Annotated in this window: 23 protein-coding genes and 1 tRNA gene; 17 read left to right on the forward strand and 7 right to left on the reverse strand. The window is 72.1% G+C overall.

The genetic code is table 11. The annotated features are described in order from the left end of the window. Positions 1-5 precede the first annotated feature (5 nt). Entirely contained in the window at positions 6-1,277 is a 1,272-nt protein-coding gene (locus ACE3QY_RS01255) for an MFS transporter (protein WP_374454188.1), read from the reverse strand. Between the two features lie 97 nt (positions 1,278-1,374). Here ACE3QY_RS01255 and chrA point away from each other — a divergent pair, with 97 nt between their 5' ends. Further along, a complete protein-coding gene (gene chrA / locus ACE3QY_RS01260; protein WP_374454189.1) occupies positions 1,375-2,739 on the forward strand; it encodes a chromate efflux transporter in 1,365 nt (454 codons plus the stop codon). A 4-nt stretch (positions 2,740-2,743) separates the two neighbouring features. On the opposite strand, the gene ACE3QY_RS01265 is transcribed toward chrA, so the two are convergent. Beyond that, the gene (locus ACE3QY_RS01265; protein WP_374454908.1) at positions 2,744-3,514 is read right to left on the reverse strand and encodes an HAD-IIA family hydrolase; all 771 of its coding nucleotides are present in this window, start codon (positions 3,512-3,514) and stop codon (positions 2,744-2,746) included. 71 nt (positions 3,515-3,585) lie between these two features. Between ACE3QY_RS01265 and ACE3QY_RS01270 the strand changes: the two genes are divergently transcribed. The 3 genes from ACE3QY_RS01270 to ACE3QY_RS01280 all read left to right on the forward strand — a co-directional run bounded on the left by ACE3QY_RS01270 (position 3,586) and on the right by ACE3QY_RS01280 (position 5,515). Beyond that, on the forward strand, positions 3,586-4,053 hold the full coding sequence (locus tag ACE3QY_RS01270) for an aminoacyl-tRNA deacylase (protein WP_374454190.1): 468 nt from the start codon (positions 3,586-3,588) through the stop codon (positions 4,051-4,053). Positions 4,054-4,294: 241 nt separating this feature from the next. Further along, entirely contained in the window at positions 4,295-4,534 is a 240-nt protein-coding gene (locus ACE3QY_RS01275) for a hypothetical protein (RefSeq protein WP_374454191.1), read from the forward strand. A 48-nt stretch (positions 4,535-4,582) separates the two neighbouring features. Continuing rightward, the gene (locus ACE3QY_RS01280; RefSeq protein ID WP_374454192.1) at positions 4,583-5,515 is read left to right on the forward strand and encodes a zinc-binding alcohol dehydrogenase family protein; all 933 of its coding nucleotides are present in this window, start codon (positions 4,583-4,585) and stop codon (positions 5,513-5,515) included. 42 nt (positions 5,516-5,557) lie between these two features. Here ACE3QY_RS01280 and ACE3QY_RS01285 read toward each other — a convergent pair. After that, positions 5,558-5,647 (reverse strand) — tRNA-Ser (locus ACE3QY_RS01285). Positions 5,648-5,796: 149 nt separating this feature from the next. Between ACE3QY_RS01285 and ACE3QY_RS01290 the strand changes: the two genes are divergently transcribed. From ACE3QY_RS01290 to ACE3QY_RS01315, 6 genes are all read left to right on the forward strand, one after another. Next, on the forward strand, positions 5,797-7,692 hold the full coding sequence (locus ACE3QY_RS01290; RefSeq protein WP_374454193.1) for a lysophospholipid acyltransferase: 1,896 nt from the start codon (positions 5,797-5,799) through the stop codon (positions 7,690-7,692). Further along, positions 7,689-9,122 carry an HAD-IB family hydrolase gene (locus ACE3QY_RS01295; protein ID WP_374454194.1) on the forward strand — a complete coding sequence of 478 codons (1,434 nt, stop codon included), beginning with the start codon at positions 7,689-7,691 and terminating at the stop codon, positions 9,120-9,122. The genes ACE3QY_RS01290 and ACE3QY_RS01295 overlap by 4 nt, the downstream gene beginning before the upstream one ends. Beyond that, the gene (locus ACE3QY_RS01300) at positions 9,119-10,516 is read left to right on the forward strand and encodes a wax ester/triacylglycerol synthase domain-containing protein (RefSeq protein ID WP_374454195.1); all 1,398 of its coding nucleotides are present in this window, start codon (positions 9,119-9,121) and stop codon (positions 10,514-10,516) included. Before ACE3QY_RS01295 ends, ACE3QY_RS01300 begins: the two co-directional genes overlap by 4 nt. Before the next feature lie 65 nt (positions 10,517-10,581). Continuing rightward, positions 10,582-11,793, forward strand: coding sequence for a GAF domain-containing protein (locus ACE3QY_RS01305; protein ID WP_374454196.1), 1,212 nt, complete (start codon positions 10,582-10,584; stop codon positions 11,791-11,793). An 85-nt stretch (positions 11,794-11,878) separates the two neighbouring features. Next, positions 11,879-13,402 (forward strand): aldehyde dehydrogenase family protein, encoded by a 1,524-nt coding sequence (locus ACE3QY_RS01310; protein WP_374454197.1) that lies wholly within the window; start codon positions 11,879-11,881, stop codon positions 13,400-13,402. Further along, positions 13,402-13,779, forward strand: a complete 378-nt coding sequence (locus tag ACE3QY_RS01315) for a DUF779 domain-containing protein (RefSeq protein ID WP_374454198.1) — start codon at positions 13,402-13,404, stop codon at positions 13,777-13,779. Before ACE3QY_RS01310 ends, ACE3QY_RS01315 begins: the two co-directional genes overlap by 1 nt. A gap of 150 nt (positions 13,780-13,929) precedes the next feature. Here the strand turns inward: ACE3QY_RS01315 and ACE3QY_RS01320 are convergent, their stop codons facing one another. From ACE3QY_RS01320 to ACE3QY_RS01330, 3 genes are read right to left on the reverse strand one after another with little or no spacing between them, the layout of a single operon-like run. After that, positions 13,930-14,361, reverse strand: coding sequence for a GNAT family N-acetyltransferase (locus ACE3QY_RS01320; RefSeq protein WP_374454909.1), 432 nt, complete (start codon positions 14,359-14,361; stop codon positions 13,930-13,932). A 47-nt stretch (positions 14,362-14,408) separates the two neighbouring features. Beyond that, positions 14,409-14,870: a tRNA adenosine(34) deaminase TadA gene (gene tadA, locus ACE3QY_RS01325; RefSeq protein ID WP_374454199.1), complete on the reverse strand. Its 462-nt coding sequence runs from the start codon at positions 14,868-14,870 to the stop codon at positions 14,409-14,411. Then, positions 14,867-15,352: a tRNA adenosine deaminase-associated protein gene (locus ACE3QY_RS01330; protein ID WP_374454200.1), complete on the reverse strand. Its 486-nt coding sequence runs from the start codon at positions 15,350-15,352 to the stop codon at positions 14,867-14,869. The genes tadA and ACE3QY_RS01330 overlap by 4 nt, the downstream gene beginning before the upstream one ends. Before the next feature lie 127 nt (positions 15,353-15,479). On the opposite strand from ACE3QY_RS01330, the gene upp reads away from it, so the two are divergent. After that, positions 15,480-16,121, forward strand: a complete 642-nt coding sequence (gene upp, locus ACE3QY_RS01335; protein WP_374454201.1) for a uracil phosphoribosyltransferase — start codon at positions 15,480-15,482, stop codon at positions 16,119-16,121. 8 nt (positions 16,122-16,129) lie between these two features. Here upp and ACE3QY_RS01340 read toward each other — a convergent pair whose 3' ends face one another. Next, positions 16,130-17,143: a LacI family DNA-binding transcriptional regulator gene (locus ACE3QY_RS01340; protein ID WP_374454202.1), complete on the reverse strand. Its 1,014-nt coding sequence runs from the start codon at positions 17,141-17,143 to the stop codon at positions 16,130-16,132. A gap of 163 nt (positions 17,144-17,306) precedes the next feature. On the opposite strand from ACE3QY_RS01340, the gene ACE3QY_RS01345 reads away from it, so the two are divergent. The 6 genes from ACE3QY_RS01345 (at position 17,307) to rhaI (ending at position 23,658) form a co-directional block, all read left to right on the forward strand. Next, positions 17,307-18,815, forward strand: a complete 1,509-nt coding sequence (locus ACE3QY_RS01345; RefSeq protein ID WP_374454203.1) for a sugar ABC transporter ATP-binding protein — start codon at positions 17,307-17,309, stop codon at positions 18,813-18,815. After that, positions 18,812-19,894 (forward strand): ABC transporter permease, encoded by a 1,083-nt coding sequence (locus ACE3QY_RS01350; protein ID WP_374454204.1) that lies wholly within the window; start codon positions 18,812-18,814, stop codon positions 19,892-19,894. Before ACE3QY_RS01345 ends, ACE3QY_RS01350 begins: the two co-directional genes overlap by 4 nt. Continuing rightward, positions 19,894-20,961: an ABC transporter permease gene (locus ACE3QY_RS01355; RefSeq protein WP_374454205.1), complete on the forward strand. Its 1,068-nt coding sequence runs from the start codon at positions 19,894-19,896 to the stop codon at positions 20,959-20,961. Before ACE3QY_RS01350 ends, ACE3QY_RS01355 begins: the two co-directional genes overlap by 1 nt. Positions 20,962-20,983: 22 nt before the next feature. After that, entirely contained in the window at positions 20,984-22,024 is a 1,041-nt protein-coding gene (gene rhaS, locus ACE3QY_RS01360) for a rhamnose ABC transporter substrate-binding protein (RefSeq protein ID WP_374454206.1), read from the forward strand. 96 nt (positions 22,025-22,120) lie between these two features. Beyond that, positions 22,121-22,495 carry an L-rhamnose mutarotase gene (locus tag ACE3QY_RS01365; protein ID WP_374454207.1) on the forward strand — a complete coding sequence of 125 codons (375 nt, stop codon included), beginning with the start codon at positions 22,121-22,123 and terminating at the stop codon, positions 22,493-22,495. After that, positions 22,495-23,658, forward strand: a complete 1,164-nt coding sequence (gene rhaI, locus ACE3QY_RS01370; RefSeq protein WP_374454208.1) for an L-rhamnose isomerase — start codon at positions 22,495-22,497, stop codon at positions 23,656-23,658. The genes ACE3QY_RS01365 and rhaI overlap by 1 nt, the downstream gene beginning before the upstream one ends. The last annotated feature ends 26 nt before the right edge of the window (positions 23,659-23,684 follow it).

Here is a 23,684-nt window from a genome sequence, read left to right on the forward strand (position 1 = left end):
ACGTGTCAGGCGGAGACGGCCCGGGTGACGCGGTAGCGGACGAAGGCAGGCACCGCGAGTGCGGCGAGGACCGTGAAGACCACGACCAGCACCCCGCCGCCGGCCGCCGCGACGGCGGCCCCGGTCGCTGCGGCGGTCGCGCCGTGGGCGACGTCGGCCACGCGGGGGCCGCCGGCCACGACCACGATGAAGATGCCCTGGAGTCGGCCCCGGACCGAGTCGTCGGCCGCGGCCTGCAGCATCGACGTACGGAAGGCGGCGGAGGCCATGTCGGCGGCGCCGCCGATCGCGAGCATCAGCACGGCGACGCCGAGCATGAGGGCGGGGGCGTACGACGCGAGCATGGCCGCGACGCCGAAGCCGACCATCGCCAGTCCCCAGACGAGGATCGCGACGATCACGGCGAAGCCCTGGCGCTCGACGCGGGAGACCCAGCCGGAGAGCACGCCGCCGATGACCGCACCCGCGGGGATCGCGGCGAAGAGGAGGGCGAAGGCCAGGCCGCCCTCGCTCGGACCGCCGAACTCGACGTCGGCCATCTCCGGGAAGAGGGCGCGCGGCATGCCGAAGACCATCGCGATGATGTCGACGACGAACGACATCATCAGCACCGGCTGGGTCCGGAGGTAGCGGAAGCCGTCGACGACCGCGCGGATGCCGGGTGTCACCGTCGCGCCGATTACCGGCAGCGCGGGCAGCCCGACGACGGCGCCGAGGGTGGCGAAGAGGGTGATCGTGTCGACGAGGTAGAGCCACGAGAAGCCGATCAGCGGGATCAGCGCGCCGCCGACCAGCGGCCCGGCGATGCCGCCGGCCTGCATGACGGTCATGTTGAGCGAGTTGGCCGCCGGCAGCAGGTCGTCCGGCAGCAGCCGCGGCAGCAGCGCCGAACGGGTCGGCTGGTTGACCGCGAAGAACGCCTGTTGCACCGCGAACAGCCCGAGCAGCAGCCACACGTCCTCCGCGCCGAAGGCGGCCTGCAGCCAGAAGCCCGCGCTCGTGAGGATGAGGCCGACGGTGGTGATCATCAGCAGCGTGCGCCGGTCGAAGACGTCGGCCAGCGCCCCGCCCCACAGCCCGAAGACCACGAGCGGCACGAGGCCGAAGACGCCGGTGAGACCGACGTACGCCGACGAGCCGGTGATGGCGTAGATCTGCGCGGGCACCGCGACGACGGTCAGCTGGGCGCCGATGACCGTGACGATGTTGGCCAGCCACAGCCGCTTGAAGTGCGGGTTGGCGAGGGGGCGGGTGTCCGCCAGCAGTCGCCTCTCCACCACGGCAGGCTAGGTGACCGGCGGGGCCGTCCCGGCACCGGTCCCAAAGTCGAGTCCGCGGCTTGACTTAACGGCTGCCACGCGGTTCGGTGCTCGCGTGCCGAACCCCCGCGACACGACGAACGACGTGGTCCCGCTGCGCGAGGCCACCAAGGCCTGGTTCGCGATCTCGCTGCAGACCTTCGGCGGACCTGCCGGGCAGATCGCCGTCATGCAGCGCACCCTGGTGGACGAGAAGCGGTGGATCGGCCAGCAGCGGTTCCTCTTCGCGCTGTCGTACTGCACGCTGCTCCCGGGTCCCGAGGCGCAGCAGCTCGCGACGTACGTCGGGTGGCTGCTCAACGGCGTGCGGGGCGCGCTGGTCGCCGGCATCCTCTTCATCCTGCCTGGGGTCGTCGCCCTGCTCGCCCTCTCCGGCATCTACGTCGCGTTCGGCGACACGACGCTCGTCGAGGCGCTCTTCCTCGGCCTGGAGCCCGCCGTCATCGCGATCGTCGTCCAGGCTGTGGTGCGCGTGGGCCGCAATGGGCTCGGCCACCCGGCGCTCGTGGTGCTCGCGGTCGTCTCGTTCGTGGCGCTGACGTTCTTCGGCGTGCCGTTCCCCGCGGTGGTCCTCGGCGCTGCCGTCATCGGCTGGGCCCTCGGCCGGCGGATCCCGACCCTCACGCACCCGCCGAGGTCGGCGGCCGACGACGGACCGCCGCCGCTGATCAGCGACGACGCGCTCCACCACGAGCTCCCGTCCGGTCGGCGTACTGCCCTGACGCTCGCGATCGGGCTGACGGCCTGGGCCCTGCCCGTCGCGGTGGCGGCTCTCGCGTTCGGCCGGTCGAGCATCTTCGTCGACCAGGGGCTCTTCTTCTCGGGTGCCGCCGTGGTGACCTTCGGGGGTGCGTACGCCGTCCTCGCCTACGTCGCCCAGCAGGCCGTCGAGGTCTACCACTGGCTCCTGCCCGGGGAGATGGTCCGCGGCCTCGCGCTCGCCGAGACCACGCCGGGGCCGCTGATCATGGTCGTGCAGTTCGTCGCGTTCGTCGGGGCCTACCGCGCGCCCGGCGACCTCGACCCGTGGGTCGCCGCGGTCGTCGCCGCGCTGCTGACGACCTGGGTCACGTTCGTCCCGTGCTTCCTCTTCATCCTGCTCGGGGCGCCGTACGTCGAGCGCCTCCGCGGCAACCGCGACCTCGCCGCCGCCCTCGCGGGCATCACGGCGGCGGTCGTCGGCGTGATCGCGAGCCTGGCCGTCTTCTTCACCCTGCACACGCTCTTCTCGGAGACCGGCCACGTGGCGGCCGGGCCGCTGGACGTCGAGTACCCGCACCTCACGTCCCTCGACGCGGCGGCCCTCGCCGTCGCCGCGCTGGGCTTCCTGCTCATCTTCTGGCGGAGGTGGTCGGTGCTGCGGACCCTGGGCGCCTGCGCGCTCGCCGGGATCGTGCTGGGGCTGGCCGGGGCGGTCTGAGGCCCTAGGCCTCGTCGGGGCGGAAGAGCTCGCCCACCAGCGCCACCACGTCGGCGATGGAGTCGACGACGCGGGTGGGTCGGTAGGGGAAGTTCTCGACCTCGTGCAGCGCGGTGGCACCGGTCGCGACGAGGATCGTGCGCAGCCCGGCCTCGAGGCCGCTGATGATGTCGGTGTCCATCCGGTCGCCGATCATCACCGTGGTCTCGGAGTGCGCCTCGAGCCGGTTGAGAGCGCTGCGCATCATGAGCGGGTTGGGCTTGCCGATGAAGTAGGGCTGCCGGCCCGTCGCCGTGCTGATCAGCGCCGCCACCGACCCGGTCGCCGGCAGCATCCCCTGGGCGCTCGGGCCGTTGGGATCGGGGTTGGTCGCGATGAAGCGGGCCCCGCCGCTGACGAGCCGGATCGCCCGCGTGATCGCCTCGAACGAGTAGGTCCGGGTCTCCCCGAGCACGACGTAGTCGGGGTCCCGGTCGGTCATGACGTAGCCGACGTCGTGGATCGCCTGGGTCAGCCCCGTCTCGCCCACGACGTACGCCGAGCCGCCCGGGCGCTGCTCGTCGAGGAACTGCGCGGTCGCGAGGGCCGACGTCCAGATCCGATCCTCCGGTACGTCGATGCCGCTGCTGCGGAGCAGCCGGACGCGCAGGTCGCGCGGGGTGAAGATGGAGTTGTTGGTGAGGACGAGGAACGGCAGGTCGCGCTCGCGCAGCGCGGCGATGAACTCCTTCGCGCCCGGGATCGGGTCCTCCTCGTGGACGAGGACGCCGTCCATGTCGGTCAGCCAGGTCAGGACGGGGCGGCGATCGGTCACCCGGACATCATGGCGGTCATAGTCTCGATGGCGTGGACGACGAGACTCCGGCGACGCGCGCGCTCGCCGCATCCGGGATCGCGCACACCGTCACCCGGCACGGCAGGGTCGGCTCGCTCGCCGAGGCCGCGGCAGCTCGGGGCGTCGACCCGTCGGCGATCGTGAAGACGATGGTGGTGCGCCGGGGCGAGGGCGACCACCTGCTCGTGCTGGTGCCGGGCGACCGGCAGATCTCGTGGCCCAAGGTCCGCGCCCTCCTCGGCGTCAACCGGATCTCGATGCCCGACGCGGACGCTGCCCGCGAGGTGACCGGCTACGAGCGTGGCACCATCACCCCGTTCGGCGCGCAGGGCGACCTGCCGGTCCTGGCCGACGAGCGCCTGGTCGGTCGGACCATCTCGATCGGTGCGGGTGGCCACGGCGTCGCCGCCACGCTCGCCGCCGACGATGTGATCGCCCACTTCGGGGCCCGGGTCGCCGACGTCACCGACCCCGCCTGAGCGACGTACCGCCGGGTCGTTTGGTGAGGGTGGCGGCGGACGACATCGGGTCGGGTGTCGGAGGTGTCGTATGCCGCCACCCTGGTGACCGACACGCCCGGAATGCGCGTTGAGTCGCTGGGCGACTCAAGGGCCAGTGGTCGTCGGCGCGAGTGGTCGAAGATCACACCTGCCAGGGATTGGATCGTTCCAATGATTTCGGGACACTGGACGTATCGACGCTCATCAGAGGAGAACCGACATGCGTCTGATCGACGAGCTCAATGAGCTCCACGCCCACTACGCCCGCATGATCGAGGCCGCGATCGCCGCCGACGACGTCGCCTCGGCCGAGGGCTACGCCCAGGCCTACGAGGACGAGGCCGTCCAGCTCATGGCCGAGCGCGAGGGTCTCACCCACCTGCTCCCGCTGCCCCGCTTCGGCACCCGGCCGAGCGCGCTGCGCACCCGCGTACGCCGCTTCGGCCGCCGCGCCGCCTGACGCACCGCTCGCAGGAGCGACGCGCCGGCCCTCGGCTACGTTCGAGGCATGGCACAGCACTGGGTCGCGACCCGTCCGGGCGGCACCGACGTCTTCGCGCTCGAGGAGCACGACGTCCCCACGCCGGGCACGGGTGAGGTGACCATCGAGGTCCACGCCGCCGGCATGAACCCCGCCGACGCCAAGCATGTGGCGCGCGGCAACCCCGAGGACTTCCCCAGGCCCATCGGCTACGAGGTCGCCGGGGTCGTCACGGCCGTCGGCCCCGACACCCAGGCCGCGAGCGGTCCGGTGGCCGTCGGTGACGAGGTCCTCGCCTTCCGCATCAGCGGTGGCTGGGCGACCGAGGTGACCGTGCCCGCCCGCGACGTCTTCGCCAAGCCCGCGTCCCTGACCTTCGGCGAGGCGGCGAACCTGCTGCTCGCCGGCTGCACCGCCGCGGAGATGCTCCACGTCACCGGCGCCGGCGCGGGTGACACCGTCCTCGTCCACGGCGCGTCCGGCGCGGTCGGGGTCAGCGTGCTCCAGCAGGCCGCGCTGCTCGGCGCGAGGGTGGTCGGCACCGCGAGCGAGAAGAACTTCGAGACCGTGCGGAGGTTCGGCGGGATCCCGGTCCCGTACGGCGAGGGCCTCGAGCAGCGCGTCCGCGAGCTGACGCCCGACGGCGTGGTGGCGGCGCTCGACTGCGTCGGCACCGACGAGGCCGTGGATGTGTCCCTGGCCCTGGTCGCGGACCGGGAGCGCATCGTCACGATCGCGGCTGCCGAGCGGGCGAAGCAGGAGGGCTTCACAGCCATCGCCGGCGCGATGCCGGCCAGCCAGGCCTACCGCGACTCGGTGCGCGGCGACCTCGTCCGGCTCGCGGGCGAGGGCCGCCTCGTCGTGCCCGTCGCCCGTACGTTCCCCCTGGCCGACGCCGTGGAGGCGACCGAGCTGCTGATGGGCGGGCACCCCGGCGGCAAGCTGGTCCTCGAGCCGTGAAATGACGATCAGGCCGGCCCGCGAGGGACCGGCCTGATCGGCTGGCGGTGACGGAGGGATTTGAACCCTCGGTGGACTTGCGCCCACAAACGCTTTCGAGGCGTTCTCCTTAGGCCGCTCGGACACGTCACCGCGCCGAACGTTACCGGAGGGTGCCCGCGAGCCGAAAACCGCGGGTGGTCCCACGAATCGCCCCGAGCCCGTGGCCAGCAGGCCCGTACGACGGTAACTTTCGGCGCACGCCTGTGCTCGCGCTGCGGCGCGTGCGGGAAGGAGAGGCTGTGGCTGCCGTCCGACGTGCCCGAGACCTCGCCCGTGCTGCGCTGCCCCGGAGCGTGGGGGAGCGGCTGCCCGCCGCGCCGCCGCAGGAGGTCACCGAGCTCCTGCACGACAAGCGCTTCCAGCGGGCCGTCGCCGAGCAGGCCGAGGAGCAGGGCCGCCCGGAGGAGGAGGTCTGGGAGGAGGTCAAGGGCTACCTCCACGAGATGGCCGCCGCCCACGACGACCGCGCCTCGCAGGGCTGGGCCCGCATGGGCGAGTGGTTCCTCAGGGCGTACGACGTCCTGGTCGACGAGGACGACATGCAGCAGCTGCGGCGGGTCGACCGCGACCACAGCCTGGCGCTGGCGTTCAGCCACCGGTCCTACCTCGACGGCATGGTCATCCCCAACGCGCTGATGGCACGGCGCTTCTCGCCGACCTACACCTTCGGCGGCGCCAACCTGAACCTCCCGGTCATCGGCTCGGTGGCCAGCCGCACCGGCCTGATCTTCATCCGGCGTGCGACGCAGGAGATCCCGGTCTACCGGCTCGCGCTGCGGTCCTACATCCGGCAGATGGTCACCAACAAGCGCAACCTCGCCTGGTCGATCGAGGGCGGCCGCACCCGCACCGGCAAGCTCCGCCCTCCGGTCCACGGCATCCTGAAGTACCTGACGGACACAGTGGACGGGGACGACGCGCCCGACGTGCAGGTCGTGCCGATGTCGGTCGTCTACGACCAGCTGCACGAGGTGTCGCTGATGACCCAGGAGGCGCGCGGCGCCAGCAAGACACCGGAGGACTGGCGCTGGCTGGTGCGCTTCGCGCGGCTCCAGCGCAACCGGCTCGGCCGGGCCTACCTCACCGTCGGCGAGCCGTTCTCGCTGCGCCAGCGGATGGCGGAGCTCGCCGCCGAGGGCGTCACCGGCCACCAGGCCGTCGAGCGGGTCGCCCTCGACATCTCCCACCGCCTCAACCGGGCGACGCCGGTGACGGTGACCGCCATCGTCAGCCTCGCGCTCCTTGGCGCCGACCGGGCGATGACCATGGACGAGGTGCTCGACACCGTCGAGCCGCTGGCCTCCTACATCGAGGCCCGCCAGTGGCCGGTCGCCGGGGCCGCCGACCTCCGCGACCGCGCGACGCTCCGGCGGGCGCTGGCCGAGCTGGCCCGCAGCGGGGTGCTGACGGCGTACGACGGGGGGACGGAGCCGGTCTGGAGGATCGGGGACGACCAGCACCTGGTCGCCGCGTTCTACCGCAACACGGTCATCCACATCCTCGTCGAGCGCGCGATCGGCGAGCTCGCGCTGCTGACCGTCAGCGAGCTCGAGCCCGGCGCCGAGCTGCCGCCGGGAGGCGAGCTGCAGGTGGGCTGGGAGGAGGCCAAGCGGATGCGCGACCTCCTCAAGTTCGAGTTCTTCTTCCCGGGGCGCGCCGGCTTCGAGGACGACCTCCGCACCGAGCTCCAGCTCCTCGTCGGCCAGGACGTCACGGGCATGACGCCCGACCGGGCCCGCGAGCTGCTGGTGTCCGCCCGCCCGCACCTGTCCCACCTCGTGCTGCGGCCGTTCCTGGAGGCCTACCTCGTGCTGGCCGACCGCCTCGCCGACCGCGGTGACGCGGAGGTCGCGGAGAAGGACCTGCTCGCCGACTCGCTCGCGGTCGGCCGCCAGTGGGCGCTGCAGCGCAAGGTCGCGAGCGAGGAGTCGATCTCGCTGGAGCTGTTCCGCACCGCGCTCGCGCTCGCGCGCCACCGCGGCCTGCTGGAAGGAGGGGACGGCGTGGGCACCGCCCGCGAGGCCTTCGCCGCCGAGCTCCGCGACTCCGTGCGACAGGTCAACATCATCGGCGAGATCGCCGGCGAGCCGACGTCGTCGGTGCCCGAGCCGCGCCACCGGCAGGACAACAGGTGAACGGACTCTCCGCCGACGTCGAGGCGGCCGTCGCGGCGATCGAGGCGGGGCCGCAGGGCCCGGAGGTCGGGGCGTTCTTCGACCTCGACGGCACCCTCGTCGCCGGCTACACCGCCGCCACGTTCTACGGCGACCGCCTCCGCGGCCGCGAGGTGTCGCCCGCGGAGTTCCTGCGCACCGTGGTGACGGCCGTCGACGGCGAGCTCGGCGGCGACCCGACGGCCATCGCGCACGTCGCCTTCGCCGCCATGCGCGGGGTGTCCGAGGAGTCCTTCGCCGACCTCGGGGAGCGGCTCTTCCGCTCCAAGATCGCCGGCACCATCCGCCGCGAGTCGCGGGCCCTGGTCGCGGCCCACCAGCGGGCCGGCCACACGGTCGCGATCGCGTCGGCCGCCACCCGCTACCAGATCGGCCCGGTCGCCCGGGACCTCGGCGTCGAGCACCTCGTGTGCACGCAGCTGGTGGTCGAGGACGGCCAGTTCACCGGTGCCACGGACGGCCCGATGCTGTGGGGCCGGCACAAGGCGACCGGCGTACGTCGCTTCGCCAAGGCGCACGGCCTCGACCTCGCGCAGTCCTACGCCTACGGCAACGGCTACGAGGATGTCGCCTTCCTCTCCTCCGTCGGCCACCCGACCGCGCTCAACCCGCACCGCGACCTCCGCGCTGCCGCGGCGCGGCTCGGCTGGCCCGTCCTCGACCTGACCGACCCGGTCGGCGGATCGCTCGTCGCGGCCGGGCGCACGGTCGCGGCCCTGGCGGGCATGAACGCCGGCGTTGCGGCGGGCATCGCCTACGGCCTCGCCCGCGCCGACCGGCGCGAGGGCCGCAACCTCGCGGTCAAGCTGGCCACGCACATCCCGATGGCGGTCGCCGGGGTGTCGATGGACGTGCTCCACCAGGAGCGCCTCTGGACCCACCGCCCGGCGATCTTCGTGGCCAACCACCAGAGCTCGCTCGACATCCCGGTCCTGGGCCGTCTGCTCGAGCGCGACTTCACGATCGTGGCCAAGAAGGAGGCGCGCTGGGACCCGCGCGCCATCGTCGGCTCCGTGGTGATCGACCCGGCCTACATCGACCGCTCCGACTCCGCGTCGGCCCGCGCCACCCTCGACGGGGTCGTCGAGCGGATCCGCAGCGGGACGTCGCTGATGATCTTCCCGGAGGGCACCCGGTCGGCCACGCCGGTGCTCGGTCCGTTCCGCAAGGGCGCGTTCCACCTCGCGGCGCAGGCGGGCGTGCCCGTCGTCCCCGTCGTGCTGCGCAACACCGGCGAGCTGATGCGGCGCAGCTCGCTGGTGCTCAACCCCGGCGTCGTCGACGTGTGCGTCCTCGAGCCGGAGACCGACTGGACCACCGACGGGATGGGCGAGCGCATCGCGGCCCTGCACGCGAAGTTCGAGGAGACCCTGGCGAGGTGGCCTTCATGACGAGTGCCGAGGACCTCGAGCGGTGGGGTGGCGCGGCCACCTGGTCCACCGGCTCCGAGCTGACGTCGATGCAGACGCTGCTGTGGCGCGCCGAGCGGCACCCCGTGCAGTCGTCCACCTCGACCGTGGTCATCGACCTCGACCGCGCCCCGGACTGGAAGCGCTTCGTCGCGGCGACCGACTGGGGCACCCAGCTCGTACGCCGCCTGCGCCAGCGCGTCGTCGACCCCGTCGTCCCGACCGCCTCGCCGACCTGGTCCGACGACCCGACCTTCGACCTCGCCTACCACCTGCGCCGTGAGCGGGTCGCCGACCGCGAGGAGATGCTGGCCCAGGCCGCGCAGATCGCCCTGCGCCCGTTCGACCGCTCGCGCCCGCTGTGGGAGGGAGTGCTCTTCGAGGTGGGCGAGGAGGGAGCGGCGTACGTCCTCAAGATCCACCACGCGCTCGCCGACCCGCTCGGCACCGTGCAGCTGCTGTCGATGCTCCAGTCGTCGCGGCGCACGCACACCGCGCGCAAGCCCCTCGCCGACGACGACACGTTCGTGGCGGCCGACCCCGTCGAGCTCGCCGTCGCCGGGCTGCGCGCCGACGTCACGTCGCTCCCGGAGGCGGCGGCGACCGCGCTGCGCAACCTCGGCCTCGCCGCCGCCCGCCCGCAGTCGGCGGTGGCCTCCGCGCTGCGCTACGGCGCGTCCGTACGCCGCCTCGTCACCCATGCCGCGCCCCCCTCGCCGGCGCTCACCCCGCGCACCGGGCGGATGTGGACCTTCCTCACGCTCGACGCGCCGCTCGAGCCGCTGCGCGCGGTCGCCCGGCAGGGCGGTGGCACCCTCGACGACGCGGCGGTGGCGCTGGTCCTCGGTGGGCTCGGCCGCTACCACGCGCGCCGCGACAGTCCGTTGACCGAACTCCCCGTGGCCGTCCGGGTCTCGCTCGACCGGGCCGACGACCTGGGCAACCGGTTCGCCGGCGCCCTCATCTCCGGCCCGCTGGCGATCGAGGACCCGGTCGACCGGGTGGCGGCGGTGCGCGGCGAGATCCTGTCGCTCCACACCGAGCGGGCCCTGACGGTGCTCGACGCCGCGGCCCCGGTGATGAACCGTCTGCCCGCCTTCGTCGGGGCCTCTGCGCTGCGGACCGCCGCCGTGCCCGACGCGTTCGTGCTCACGCTGCCCGGGCCGCCCCGGAAGCGCTACATGGCCGGCGCCGAGGTCCGCGGGATGTACGTCCTCGGGCCGCTGCCGGGGGCCGCGCTCACCGCCTGCCTGGTGACCGTGGGCGACACCGCCTGCCTCGGGATCAACGTCGACGCCAGCGCCGTCGCCGACCTCGCCGGGCTCGAGGAGTGCCTCGCCGAAGAGCTGGCGACGATGACCCAGGTGGTCGAGTAGCCCGCTGCTCGACCACCCGGGGCGGACCAACCGGCGACCAACGGTCCACGTGGTCCCATCGCGCGGTGACGACCCTCGCGACGGACGGCAGCATGCGCGCCCAGGTGGCCGACTCCTGGCACCTGTCCGCCGCGTCCGGGGTCGACGCCGAGACCGCCGAGGCGCCGATCACCCTCGCCGACGGCGACCTGCGCGACCACCGTGAGGCGCACCCGCTGGCGCGGGTCTTCCCGCTGCTCGACGACGTGCTGGGCCAGGCCGCCCGCGAGTGCGGCGCGATCATGGCGGTCAGCGATGCCGCCGGTCAGCTGCTGTGGGTCTGCGGCACGCCCTCCACCCTGCGAAGGGCCGAGTCGATCGGCTTCGTCGAGGGCTCGAACTGGGACGAGCGGATGGCCGGCACCAACGCTCCCGGCATGGCGTTGCGGCTGGGCCAGACCGTGCAGGTGCGTGGGTCCGAGCACTTCCGCCGCTCGGTCCAGCCGTGGAGCTGCGCGGCGACCCCCATCCTCGACCCGACCTCGTCGCACCTGCTCGGCGTCCTCGACGTGACGGGCGGCGACGACATCGCCGTCCCGCAGACCACGGCGATGGTGCGTGCCGCGGCCCGGATGGCCGAGGCCGAGCTCGCCCGCGAGCTGCTGTCGGGCCGGCCCCCGGTGCCCGCGGCGTCGCAGGGCTGCCAGGTCGGGGTCGAGCTGCTCGGGCGCCACGAGGCCCTGCTCACCGTCTCCTCGACCGGCCGGACCCGTACGCCGATCCGCCTCACGCCGCGCCACTCCGAGATCGTGCTGCTCCTCGGCACCGCCTCGCACGGCCTGTCCGGCGACGAGCTCGCGGTCCTGCTCTACGAGGACGACGGCGCCTCCTCGACCCTGCGCGCCGAGCTCAACCGGTTGCGCCACCTGCTCGGTGACGAGCTCCTGCTGTCGCGCCCCTACCGGCTCGCCGCGGCGATCGCCGGCGACTGGCTGGCGGTCGAGGCGCAGCTGGCGGCGGGCGACCTGAGGGGCGCGCTGCGGGCCTACCGCGGCCCGGTGCTGCCGCGCTCGACCGCGCCCGGCGTCGTACGACTCCGGGAGAACCTGCACCACTCCCTCCGGGCGGCGCTGCTCGCCGGCCGCGAGCCGGACCTGATGTCGACGTGGACCCGCACTGCCTGGGGCGCGGACGACTACGAGGTCTGGCAGGCCCAGCGCGACGTCGTGGGGCCGACCTCCCCGATGCGCGCGCTCGTCGAGGGCCAGATCGCCCGGCTGGACCGCGAGCTTGCCTGAGCCGCCCGAGGCAGCGCAACGTCGTTGCAACGTGCCGCTTCCTAGCGTGACGCCCGTCACAGCACCTCGCGCCTTGGAGCAGCACATGACCGTCTACGCACAGCCCGGAACAGCCGACTCGACCATCGAGGTCAAGAGCCGGTACGGCCACTACATCGGCGGAGAGTGGGTCGACCCGATCAGGGGCGCCTACTTCGAGGACATCTCGCCCGTCAACGGCAAGCCCTTCACCGAGATCGGCCGCGGCACCGCCGAGGACATCGAGAAGGCGCTCGACGCCGCGCACAACGCAGCACCCGCCTGGGGACGTACGTCGGCCACCGACCGCTCGAACGTCCTCCTCAAGATCGCCGACCGGATGGAGGCCGCGCTCGAGGACCTCGCCGTCATCGAGACGTGGGACAACGGCAAGGCCGTCCGCGAGACCCTCAACGCCGACCTGCCACTCGCGATCGACCACTTCCGCTACTTCGCCGGCGTCCTCCGCTCCCAGGACGGCACCATCTCGGAGATCGACGAGAACACCATCGCCTACCACTTCCACGAGCCGCTCGGCGTCGTCGGCCAGATCATCCCGTGGAACTTCCCGATCCTGATGGCGGTCTGGAAGCTCGCCCCGGCCCTCGCCGCCGGCAACGCGGTCGTGCTCAAGCCGGCCGAGCAGACCCCGTGGTCGATCCTCAAGCTCGCCGAGGTCATCGGCGACCTGCTGCCCGCCGGCGTGCTCAACATCGTCAACGGCTTCGGCGTCGAGGCCGGCAAGCCGCTCGCGTCGTCCCCGCGGATCTCGAAGATCGCCTTCACCGGCGAGACCACCACGGGCCGGCTGATCATGCAGTACGCCAGCGAGAACATCATCCCGGTGACGCTCGAGCTCGGCGGCAAGAGCCCGAACATCTTCTTCGAGGACGTCGCGGCCCAGCGCGACGCGTTCTACGACAAGGCGCTGGAGGGCTTCACGATGTTCGCCCTCAACCAGGGCGAGGTCTGCACCTGTCCCTCGCGGGCCCTCGTGCAGCGCTCCATCTACAGCGACTTCGTGCCCGACGCGATCGCGCGGGTCGAGGCGATCACCCAGGGCAACCCCCTCGACACCACCACGATGATGGGCGCACAGGCCTCCAACGACCAGCTCGAGAAGATCCTGTCCTACTTGGACATCGGCAAGGCCGAGGGCGCCAAGGTGCTCACCGGCGGCGAGCGCCAGGTGCTCGAGGGCGACCTCGCCGAGGGCTACTACGTGCAGCCGACGGTCTTCGAGGGCGACAACTCGATGCGGATCTTCCAGGAGGAGATCTTCGGCCCCGTCGTGGCGCTGACGTCGTTCGACGAGGAGGCCGACGCCCTCAAGATCGCCAACGACACGCTGTACGGCCTCGGCGCAGGCGTGTGGTCGCGCGACGGCTCGCGCGCCTTCCGTGCCGGCAAGGAGATCCAGGCCGGTCGGGTCTGGACGAACTGCTACCACGCCTACCCGGCCCACGCCGCCTTCGGCGGCTACAAGCAGTCCGGCATCGGCCGCGAGACCCACAAGATGATGCTCGACCACTACCAGCAGACCAAGAACCTGCTCGTGTCCTACTCCCCGGACGCCCTCGGCTTCTTCTGATGGGACGCGTCTCCGTCTCCGGTGGGGCGGCGGACCTGATCCGCCGCCTCACCGGCCTCCACGGCCCGGTGATGTTCCACCAGTCCGGCGGCTGCTGCGACGGGTCGGCACCGATGTGCTACCCCGACGGGGAGTTCCGCCTCGGCGGGTCCGACGTGCACCTCGGTGACCTCGACGTCGGCCTCGAGCGCCACGTCCCGGTGTGGATGTCCGCCGCGCAGCTCGCGTACTGGAAGCACACCCACCTCACCATCGACGTGGTCCCCGGCCGCGGCGCCGGCTTCTCCCTCGAGGCACCCGAGGGCGTGCGCTTCCTGATCCGCTCCCGCCTGCTCACCGACGAGGAGTACGCCGACAGCGCCGAGGCGGTCGAGTAGCCGAGCCCTCTCACTACATAGGTGGTCGAGTAGCCGAGCGAGGAACGAGCGAGGCGTATCGAGACCCATCCACCATCGAGAGGTCTCGATTCGCCGCTCGCTGGCGCTCGCGTACTACTCGACCACCTGAGGGGGAGTGGCGCTCGCGTGCTACTCGACCACCTGAGGGGGGTCTGTCGGGCCGATGTAGCAGAGCATCCGGTAGTCGACGCCCTCCTCGATGTTCACGAAGCCGTGACGCTCGTAGAAACGGCGGGTGTCGACGTCGACCTCGTCCACGTTGATGTGCATCTCCGGCGCCCCGGCCTCGCGGACGATCCGGCGGGAGAGGCCGAGCACCTGGGTGCCGATCCCGCGGTCGCGGAGGTCGGGCACGACGTAGAGCTCCTCGAGCTGCGCGACCGGCCCGTCGAACCAGATCGCCGGGCGCAGGCTGAGCAGCGCGAACCCCACTGCCGCGCCCTCGTCCTCCGCGACCACCGCGACGATCTCCGGCAGCTCCAGCAGCCGCGCGAACCGGTCGGCGAGCACCGGCGCGTCGTCGGTCTCGGTCTCGAACTCGGTGTTGAAGTCCCACAGCATCCGGGCGAGCACGGCCGCGTCGGCGGCGCTCGCCCGTCGTACGTCGGTCACGGCCGGTCCTGCCGGTGGCGGGCGAAGAACTCGTCGAGCAGGGCCGCGGACTCGGCGGCCAGGACCCCGGCGACGACCTCGGGCCGGTGGTTGAGCCGGCGGTCGCGGACGACGTCCCAGAGCGAGCCGACCGCGCCGAGCTTGTCGTCGTACGCCCCGAAGACGAGGCGGTCCACGCGGGCGAGCACGAGGGCCCCGGCGCACATCGTGCACGGCTCGAGGGTGACGACGAGGGTGCAGCCGGAGAGCCGCCAGCCGCCGCGGGCCCTCGCGGCGGCGCGGAGGGCGACCACCTCGGCGTGGCCGGTCGGGTCGCCGTCGGACTCGCGGGTGTTGCGGCCGGTGCCGATGACGGCCCCGGTCTCGTCGACGACGACGGCGCCGACGGGTACGTCCTCGCCGGCGAGCGCGGCCTGCGCCTCGGCGAGGGCCAGGCGCATCGGGTCGTCCCAGGTCATGCTGAGGTGAGGCCGACGGCGTCGTCGAAGAGCTTGCCGAAGCCGAGGCGGCGAGCGATGTCGGAGAGCATCTCGTCGGGGTAGAGCTCGACGTCGTCGAGCAGGGCGCCCATGTCGATGGCGTGCAGGCCCAGGTCGCCGAGCAGGTCGAGGTCGCCGGCCGGCACCTCGACGTCGTCGTCCTCCGGGGGCGGCAGGCCGAGGAAGTCGATGGCCGACTGGGCGAGCTCCCACTCGTCGGCCGCGGTGACGTCGCTGAGCAGGACGCGGGTCTCGGTGCCGTCGACCCGGACCAGCACGAAGAAGTCCTCGTCGACCGCCACCATGCCGACGGCGCCGGCGTCACCGGAGAGGCGGCGCAGGGCGTGGCTGAGCGAGTCGATCGAGTCGAAGGCGGGCGAGGCGATGTCCTGCAGCTGCCACCGACCGTCCTCGCGGAAGGCGGCCAGCGCGAAGTCGACCTCGCCACTCGGCTCGGACATCGGAGCGACCTCCCCACGGTCTTCGGGCAACCAGCGCCTACACAAGCCAATGTCCCAGACGGCGGGGGCTTCGCCAACCCTCTTTCGGACTCGTAGGGCCGCAGGCTGGGCCACTAGGGTGGCCCCCATGCGCCTGCACGTGGTGAACCACCCCCTCGTCTCCCACAAGCTCACCGTCCTCCGCGACGAGCACACCGACTCGCCGACCTTCCGTCGGCTGACCGACGAGCTGGTCACCCTGCTGGCCTACGAGGCGACCCGCGAGGTGCGCGTCGACCCCAAGCCGATCACCACCCCGGTCGGCCCCACCACGGGTGTCTACCTCGCCCAGCCCAAGCCGATGGTCGTCCCGATCCTCCGCGCCGGCCTCGGCATGCTCGACGGGATGATGCGGCTGCTGCCGACGGCCGAGGTCGGCTTCCTCGGGATGGTGCGCAACGAGGAGACCCTGGAGGCGTCGACGTACGCCGAGCGGCTTCCCGAGGACCTCTCCGGGCGCCAGTGCTACGTCCTCGACCCGATGCTCGCGACCGGTGGCACGCTGGCCGCCGCCATCAAGTTCCTCACCGACCGCGGCGCCGACGACATCACCGCGATCTGCCTGCTGGCCGCCCCCGAGGGCGTGGAGAACCTCGAGAAGGGCCTCGACGGCCTCGACGTCCCGGTCACGGTGGTGACCGCCGCCCTCGACCAGAAGCTCAACGACAAGGGCTACATCGTCCCCGGCCTCGGTGACGCGGGCGACCGGCTCTACGGCGTCGCCCAGTAGGCCTGGCGTCAGCCGAGGGTGGACCGCCGGGCGACCAGCTCGGGGGTGAAGACGAGCTGCTGGTGGAGGTGGCTGGGGTTGTCGGCCTCGTCCAGCACCAGCTCGGCGGCGCGGCGGCCGAGCTCCTGGCGGGGCTGGCGCACCGACGTGAGGGGTACGGCGGCGGCGCCGGCGTAGTCGATGTCGTCGTAGCCGACGATCGCCATGTCGCCGGGGACGGACAGGCCCGCGGTGCTGAGCTGCTGGAGCAGCCCGAGGGCGAGGAGGTCGTTGGCGCAGAAGGCCGCTGTGGGGCGGCGTCGCGCGGCCAGGCCCATCACCCGCTCGCCGGCCGAGCGGCCCTCCACCACCGTCAGCGCCGACGTCGGCACCACGGTGAGCTGGTCCGCCGGCAGCCCGGCGTCCGCCCACGCGCGGCGGGCGCCCTCGAGGCGGTCGCGCACCTGGCCGATGCTGTCGGGGCCGCCGATGAAGGCGACGCGGGTGTGCCCGCGCTCGACGAGGTGCTCGACGGCGAGCCGGCCGCCGAGGACGTCGTCCACGGCGACGGAGCAGAACTTGTCGTCCTCGCGGGTGCGGTCGACGATCACCAGCGGGGTGCCGTTGCGGCGCACCTCTGCGAGGCCGGGGGCCGCCGGGTCGACCGGGGTGACCAGGATTCCTTGCACCCGCTGCTCGACGAGGTGGGCGAGGTAGTCGGCCTCACGTGACGCGCGGTTGTCGGAGTGGCACAGGAACAGCGACAGGCCGGAGTCCTCGGCTGCGCGCTCGGCGCCCTCGGCGACGTCGGTGAAGAAGGGGTTGCGCACGTCGAGCACGACGTAGGCCAGCGTGCGGCTGCGCCCGGCGCGGAGCTGGCGGGCCGACTCGTTGCGGACGAAGCCCAGGTCGCGCATGGCCTGCTCGACCCGGCCGCGCGTCTCGGGGGAAACCCGCTCGGGCCGGTTGAGCACGTTGCTCACCGTGCCGAGGGACACCCCCGCCCGGGCGGCGACGTCCTTGACCGAGGCAGCGCGCGACACGACGTACCTCCTCGGGACAGCGCCGTTGAAACGATGTGGCGCGCAGCCTACGCCATGCCGGCCGTCCCGAATCGTTCATCGGTGGACACGCCGGGGCAGGGGGTTGACAGGTGTGACGACCCTCACCTACCTTGCGTTGAAACCTTTCAATCCGAGGAGCCCCATGACCACCGCCGCACCGGTGCTCGAGCTGCGCGACGTCTCCAAGTCGTTCGGCCCCGTCGTCGCCCTGCGCTCCGGCAGCATCCGCGTCGAGGCAGGCTCGATCCACGCGCTGATCGGCGAGAACGGCGCGGGCAAGTCCACGCTCGTCAAGGTGGTCGCCGGCGTGCACCGCCGGGACGGCGGCACCTTCGAGCTCGGCGGCGAGGCCGTCGACTTCTCCTCCACGGCCGAGTCCAAGCACGCCGGCGTCGCGGTGATCTACCAGGAGCCGACGCTCTTCCCCGACCTCTCGGTCACCGAGAACATCTTCATGGGTCGCCAGCCGCTGGCCCGCGGTCGCCGCATCGACCGGCAGGCGATGTACGCCGAGGCCGAGCGCCTCTTCGACCGCCTCGGCGTCCGCATCGACCCGCGCCGGCCGGCGGCGGGGCTCTCGATCGCCGACCAGCAGATCATCGAGATCGCCAAGGCCATCTCGCTCGACGCCCGCCTGCTGGTCATGGACGAGCCGACCGCGGCGCTGAGCGGCGTCGAGGTCGAGCGCCTCTTCGCCGTGGCGCGCAGCCTGCGCGACGAGGGCCGCGCCCTCGTCTTCATCTCCCACCGCTTCGACGAGGTCTTCGCCCTCGCCGACACCGTCACCGTGATGCGCGACGGTGACTACGTCGACACGCTCCGCATCGAGGACACCGACGTCGACCAGCTGGTCGCCCTCATGGTCGGCCGCGAGGTCGGCGAGCTCTTCCCGAAGACCGCCGCCACCATCGGCGAGACGGTGCTCGAGGTGCGCGGCCTGAGCCGGGCCGGCGTCTTCCACGACGTCGACCTCGAAGTCCGTGCCGGTGAGATCGTCGGGCTGGCCGGCCTGGTGGGCGCCGGCCGCAGCGAGGTCGCCCGCGCCGTGTTCGGCGTCGACGCCTACGACGCCGGCTCGGTCACGATGTCGGGCAAGCGGGTGCGCGCCAAGGACCCGAGGGCCGCGATCCGCGCGGGGATGGCGTTCATCCCGGAGGACCGGCGCAAGCAGGGCCTGGTGATCGACTCCTCCGTCGCCCGCAACGTCGCCGGCGCGATCCGCCGCGGCATCGCGAAGGCCGGGCTGATCACCTCCGCGATGGAGAACCGCGCGACCGCGCCGTGGGCCTCCCGCCTCGAGGTGAAGACCAGCGCCCTCGACATGCACGCCACCACGATGAGCGGCGGCAACCAGCAGAAGGTCGTCATCGCCAAGTGGCTCGCCACCGGCCCGAGGCTGCTGATCATCGACGAGCCCACCCGCGGCATCGACATCGGCACCAAGGCCGAGGTGCACCGGCTGCTGTCCGAGCTCGCCGGCCAGGGCCTCGCGATCCTGATGATCTCCTCCGAGCTGCCCGAGGTCCTCGGCATGGCCGACCGGGTCGTCGTGCTGTGCGAGGGCCGGGTCACCGCCGAGCTCGATCGCGCCGACGCCACCCCCGAGGCGGTCATGCACGCCGCCACCCACCACCCGGAGCCCGCAGCATGAACACCCACCTCGACACGCCCCCCGCCGCCCCGGACGCCGAGGTCTCGACGAGCGAGGCCCTCCTGGTCGAGCCGAGCCGCCTCTCGCCGACGCGTCGCGCGCTCACCACGGTGCTCCGCTCCCGCGAGCTCTCGATCTTCCTGGTGCTCGTCGCCGTGGTGGTGCTCGCGACCACCAAGAACGACAGCTTCCTCTTCAGTGCCGACGGGTGGCGCAACTTCCTGCTCAACCCCTCGCTCCTACTGCTGCTCGCGGTCGGCCAGGCCGCCGTGATCATCACCCGCAACGTCGACCTGTCGGTGGGCTCCGTGATGGCGCTGACCGCGTACCTCACCGGTCGCCTCTTCATCGAGCAGCCGGGCATCCCGATCGTCGCCGTGCTCGCCGCGTGCCTCGCGCTCGGGGCGGTCCTCGGCCTGGTCAACGGGGTGCTCGTCGCCTACGGCAACGTGCCTGCGCTGGTGATCACCCTCGGCACGCTCTACATCTACCGCGGCATCATGCTCACCTGGGCCGGCAGCGACCGGATCAACGCCGGTGACCTGCCGCGCGAGTTCCTCCGCCTCGGCACCCGCACCGTCGTCGGCGTACCCGTCCTGACGATCATCGCGCTCGTCGTGCTGGTCGCCGTCGGCTACTACCTCCACACCGCCCGCGGTGGCCGGGAGCTCTACGCCATCGGCTCCGACCCCGACGCGGCCGTCCTCTACGGCCTGCCCGTACGCCGCCGCCTGCTCGCCGCGTTCGTCCTCAGCGGCGCGCTGGCCGGGCTCGCCGGTGCCCTCTACACCGCCCGCTACGGCACCGTCAGCTCCAGCGTCGGCAACGGCATCGAGCTCCAGGCGGTCGCCGCCGCGGTCATCGGCGGCATCGCGATCTTCGGCGGCAGCGGCACCGTCTGGGGAGCCGCCATCGGCGCCTTCCTCCTCGTCACCATCAACCGCGCACTGCCCAGCCTCGGCATCGAGGACTTCTGGCAGCGGGCCGTGGTCGGCGCCCTGATCCTCGGCGCGATCGTGCTCGACCGCGTCCTCGCCGCGAGACAGGCCCGCAAGCTCGCCGAATCGAGGGACCACTGATGACCACGACCGAGGCCCCCGCCCGCACCTACGCGACGTACTCGGCACCGCTGTGGCAGCGCCTGCTGCTCACCCGGGAGACGGCCGTCATCGCGCTGACCGCGGCGGTGATCCTCTACTCGCTGGCCAACGTGCCCAACTTCGACGGCCCGCTGACGCTGAAGTTCCTGCTCCAGGACGTCGCCCCGATCCTGCTCATCGCACTGCCGATGACGCTGGTGATCATCACCGGGGAGATCGACCTGTCCGTCGCGAGCATCATGGGCCTGAGCAGCGTGCTGCTCGGCGTGCTCCACGAGAACGGCATGTCCGTCCCGGCCGCCGCGCTCCTCGCCCTGCTGGCCGGACTGGCGTGCGGCGCGCTCAACGGCTTCCTCATCGCGTACGTCGGCCTGCCGTCCCTCGCCGTCACCATCGGCACGCTGGCGCTCTTCCGCGGCATCGCCGTCGGCCTGCTCGGCACCAAGGCCGTCACCGACTTCACCGAGAAGTGGGCCGACCTCGCCACCGACACGATCGGGGAGAGCCGCATCCCGCTGGTGATGATCCCCTTCGCCGTCCTCGCGATCGGCTTCGTCGTGCTGCTGCACTTCTCGACCTTCGGCCGCGGCGTCTACGACATCGGCCTCAACAGCGAGGCCGCCCACTTCACGGGGGTCGACGTGGCCCGCACCAAGATGGTGCTGTTCCTGCTCTCCGGCGTCGTGTCGGCCTTCGCCGGCATCTACTTCACCCTCCGCTTCGGCAGCGCCCGCGGCGACAACGCCACCGGCTACGAGCTCCAGGTCATCGCGGCCGTGCTGCTCGGCGGGGTCTCGATCTTCGGCGGCCGCGGCCGACTGCACGGCGTCCTCGCCGGCGTCGTCCTGATCGGCGTCATCTCCAGCGCGCTGCGCCTGGAGAGCGTGACGGTCAACGTCACCAACATCATCGTCGGCCTCCTCCTGGTGGCGTCGGTGATCCTCCCCAACGTCCTTGGGTGGGCCGGCTCGCGGCTGCCCCGCAAGGCGCAGGCGGCTCCTCCCGGACCGCGCCCCGACAAGGACGCGGCATCCGCCGCCGTCTAGGAACACGAAAGGTAGAGAGACGATGAAGCTCCACACCAGGCCCACGGCCCTGGCCGCGCTCCTGCTCACCGCCGCGCTGGCGATGACCGGGTGCGGCAGCGACGACGGCGGCGACAGCGGCAGCGGCGGGGACGGTGGCGGTGACGCGCTGAGCCTCACGATGCTCCCGAAGAACCTCGGCAACGCCTACTTCGACACCAGCACCGACGGCGCCGAGAAGGCCGCCGACGAGCTGGGCGCCGACATCGAGGAGGTCGGTCCCGAGACCGGCAGCCCCGACGCCCAGGTGTCGTACATCAACACCGTCGCCCAGCAGGGCAAGGACGCGCTGATCCTCTCGGCCAACGACCCCGAGGCCCTCTGCGACGCGATCGACGAGGCCCGCAGCGCGGACGTCAAGGTCATCACCTTCGACGCCGACACCAACCCCGACTGCCGTGACCTGTTCATCAACCAGGCCACCGCCGAGGGCATCGCCGCCAAGCAGCTGGAGCTCATCTCCGAGCAGATCGGCGGCAAGGGCGAGATCGCGATCCTGTCCGCGTCGGCCAACGCGACCAACCAGAACGCGTGGATCGACATGATGGAGCAGGAGCTCGCCGACAACCCCGACTACGCCGACATCGAGCTCGTCGACACCGTCTACGGCGACGACGAGGACCAGAAGTCCTTCGACCAGACCGAGGCGCTGCTGCAGAACCACCCCGATCTCAAGGGCATCATCTCGCCCACCACGGTCGGCATCGCCGCCGCGGCCCGCTACCTCTCGGACAGCCAGTACAAGGGCAAGGTCGCGCTGACCGGCCTCGGCACCCCCAACCAGATGCGGGAGTACGTCGAGGACGGCACCGTCACCGCCTTCGCGCTGTGGAACCCGGGCGACCTCGGCTACCTCGCGACGTACGCCGCCGCCGCGCTCGTCAACGGCGACATCTCCGGCGAGGAGGGCGACACCTTCGAGGCCGGTGACCTCGGCGAGTTCGAGGTCGGCGCCGACGGCGTCGTGCTCCTCGGCGACCCGTACACCTTCGACGCGGACAACATCGGCGACTTCGACTTCTGATCGACGCCCCCGAGCTCCGCTGGTCGGGGAGGCGCACCACCCTCCCCGACCAGCGGGACCCACCACCCAGCAGCAGCCACCAGCGAGGAGACCGCGATGGACCGCGTCTGCTTCACCCTCCAGGTCCGCACGGACCGGATGGAGGAGTACGTCGAGCGGCACGCCGCGGTCTGGCCCGACATGCTCCGCGCCCTCCACGACACCGGCTGGCACAACTACTCCCTCTTCCTGCGCGAGGACGGCCTGCTCGTGGGCTACCTCGAGACCGACGACCTCGCCGCCGCGCAGGAGGGCATGGCCCGCACCGACGTGAACACCCGCTGGCAGGCGGAGATGGCCGGGTTCTTCGAGGACCTCGACCTCCCTCCCGACCAGGGCTTCTGGCAGCTGGCCGAGGTGTTCCACCTCGAGGACCAGCTCGCCGCCCTCCCCGACCAGCACTCCGACACCCCGACAGCTCAGGACCAGTGATGACCAGCTTCTCCGACATCAGCGACCGGCTCGGCGACCTCGCCATCGAGGTGCCGTCGTGGGCCTACGGCAACTCCGGCACCCGCTTCAAGGTGTTCGGCTCCGCCGGCACCCCGCGCACCGTGCAGGAGAAGATCGCCGACGCCGCCGCGGTCCACCGCTCCACCGGGCTCGCGCCGACCGTCGCCCTGCACATCCCGTGGGACCTCGTCGACGACTACGCCGCGCTGGCGTCGTACGCCTCCGACCTGGGTGTGCGGCTCGGCACGATCAACTCCAACACCTTCCAGGACGACGACTACAAGCTCGGCAGCCTCACCCACGCCGACCCCGCCGTCCGCGCCAAGGCCGTGCAGCACAACCTCGACTGCATCGACGTGATGGACGCGACCGGCTCGCGCGACCTGAAGATCTGGCTCGCCGACGGCACGAACTACCCCGGCCAGGGCGACATCCGGGCCCGCCAGGACTGGCTGGCCGAGGGGCTGCGCACGATCTACGACCGGCTCGGCGACGACCAGCGGCTGGTGCTGGAGTACAAGTTCTTCGAGCCGGCGTTCTACCACACCGACGTGCCGGACTGGGGCACGTCGTACGCCCACGTGGCCGCCCTCGGCGACAAGGCGATGGTGTGCCTCGACACCGGCCACCACGCGCCGGGCACCAACATCGAGTTCATCGTCGCCCAGTTGCTGCGGCTCGGGAAGCTCGGCTCCTTCGACTTCAACAGCCGCTTCTACGCCGACGACGACCTGATCGTCGGCGCCGCCGACCCGTTCCAGCTGTTCCGGATCCTCGTCGAGGTGATCCGCGGCGGCGGCTTCGGCCCCGGCTCCGACGTCGCGCTGATGCTCGACCAGTGCCACAACATCGAGGCCAAGGTGCCGGGCCAGATCCGCTCGGTGCTCAACGTCCAGGAGATGACCGCCCGCGCGCTGCTCCTCGATACCGACGCCCTCGACAAGGCGCGCACCGCTGGCGACGTGCTGCTCGCCAACGAGGTCTTCATGGACGCCTTCTACACCGACGTACGCCGCGACCTGGCCGCGTGGCGCGAGGAGCGCGGCCTCCCGGCCGACCCGATGCGCGCCTACCTCGAGTCCGGCTACCAGCAGCAGATCGAGGCCGACCGCGTGGGCGGCTCGCAGGCCGGCTGGAACTGACCCCCTACCGATCCACCACCGAAGGA

Origin of the sequence: Nocardioides sp., assembly GCF_041913365.1 — a bacterium.
GTDB lineage: Bacteria > Actinomycetota > Actinomycetes > Propionibacteriales > Nocardioidaceae > Nocardioides.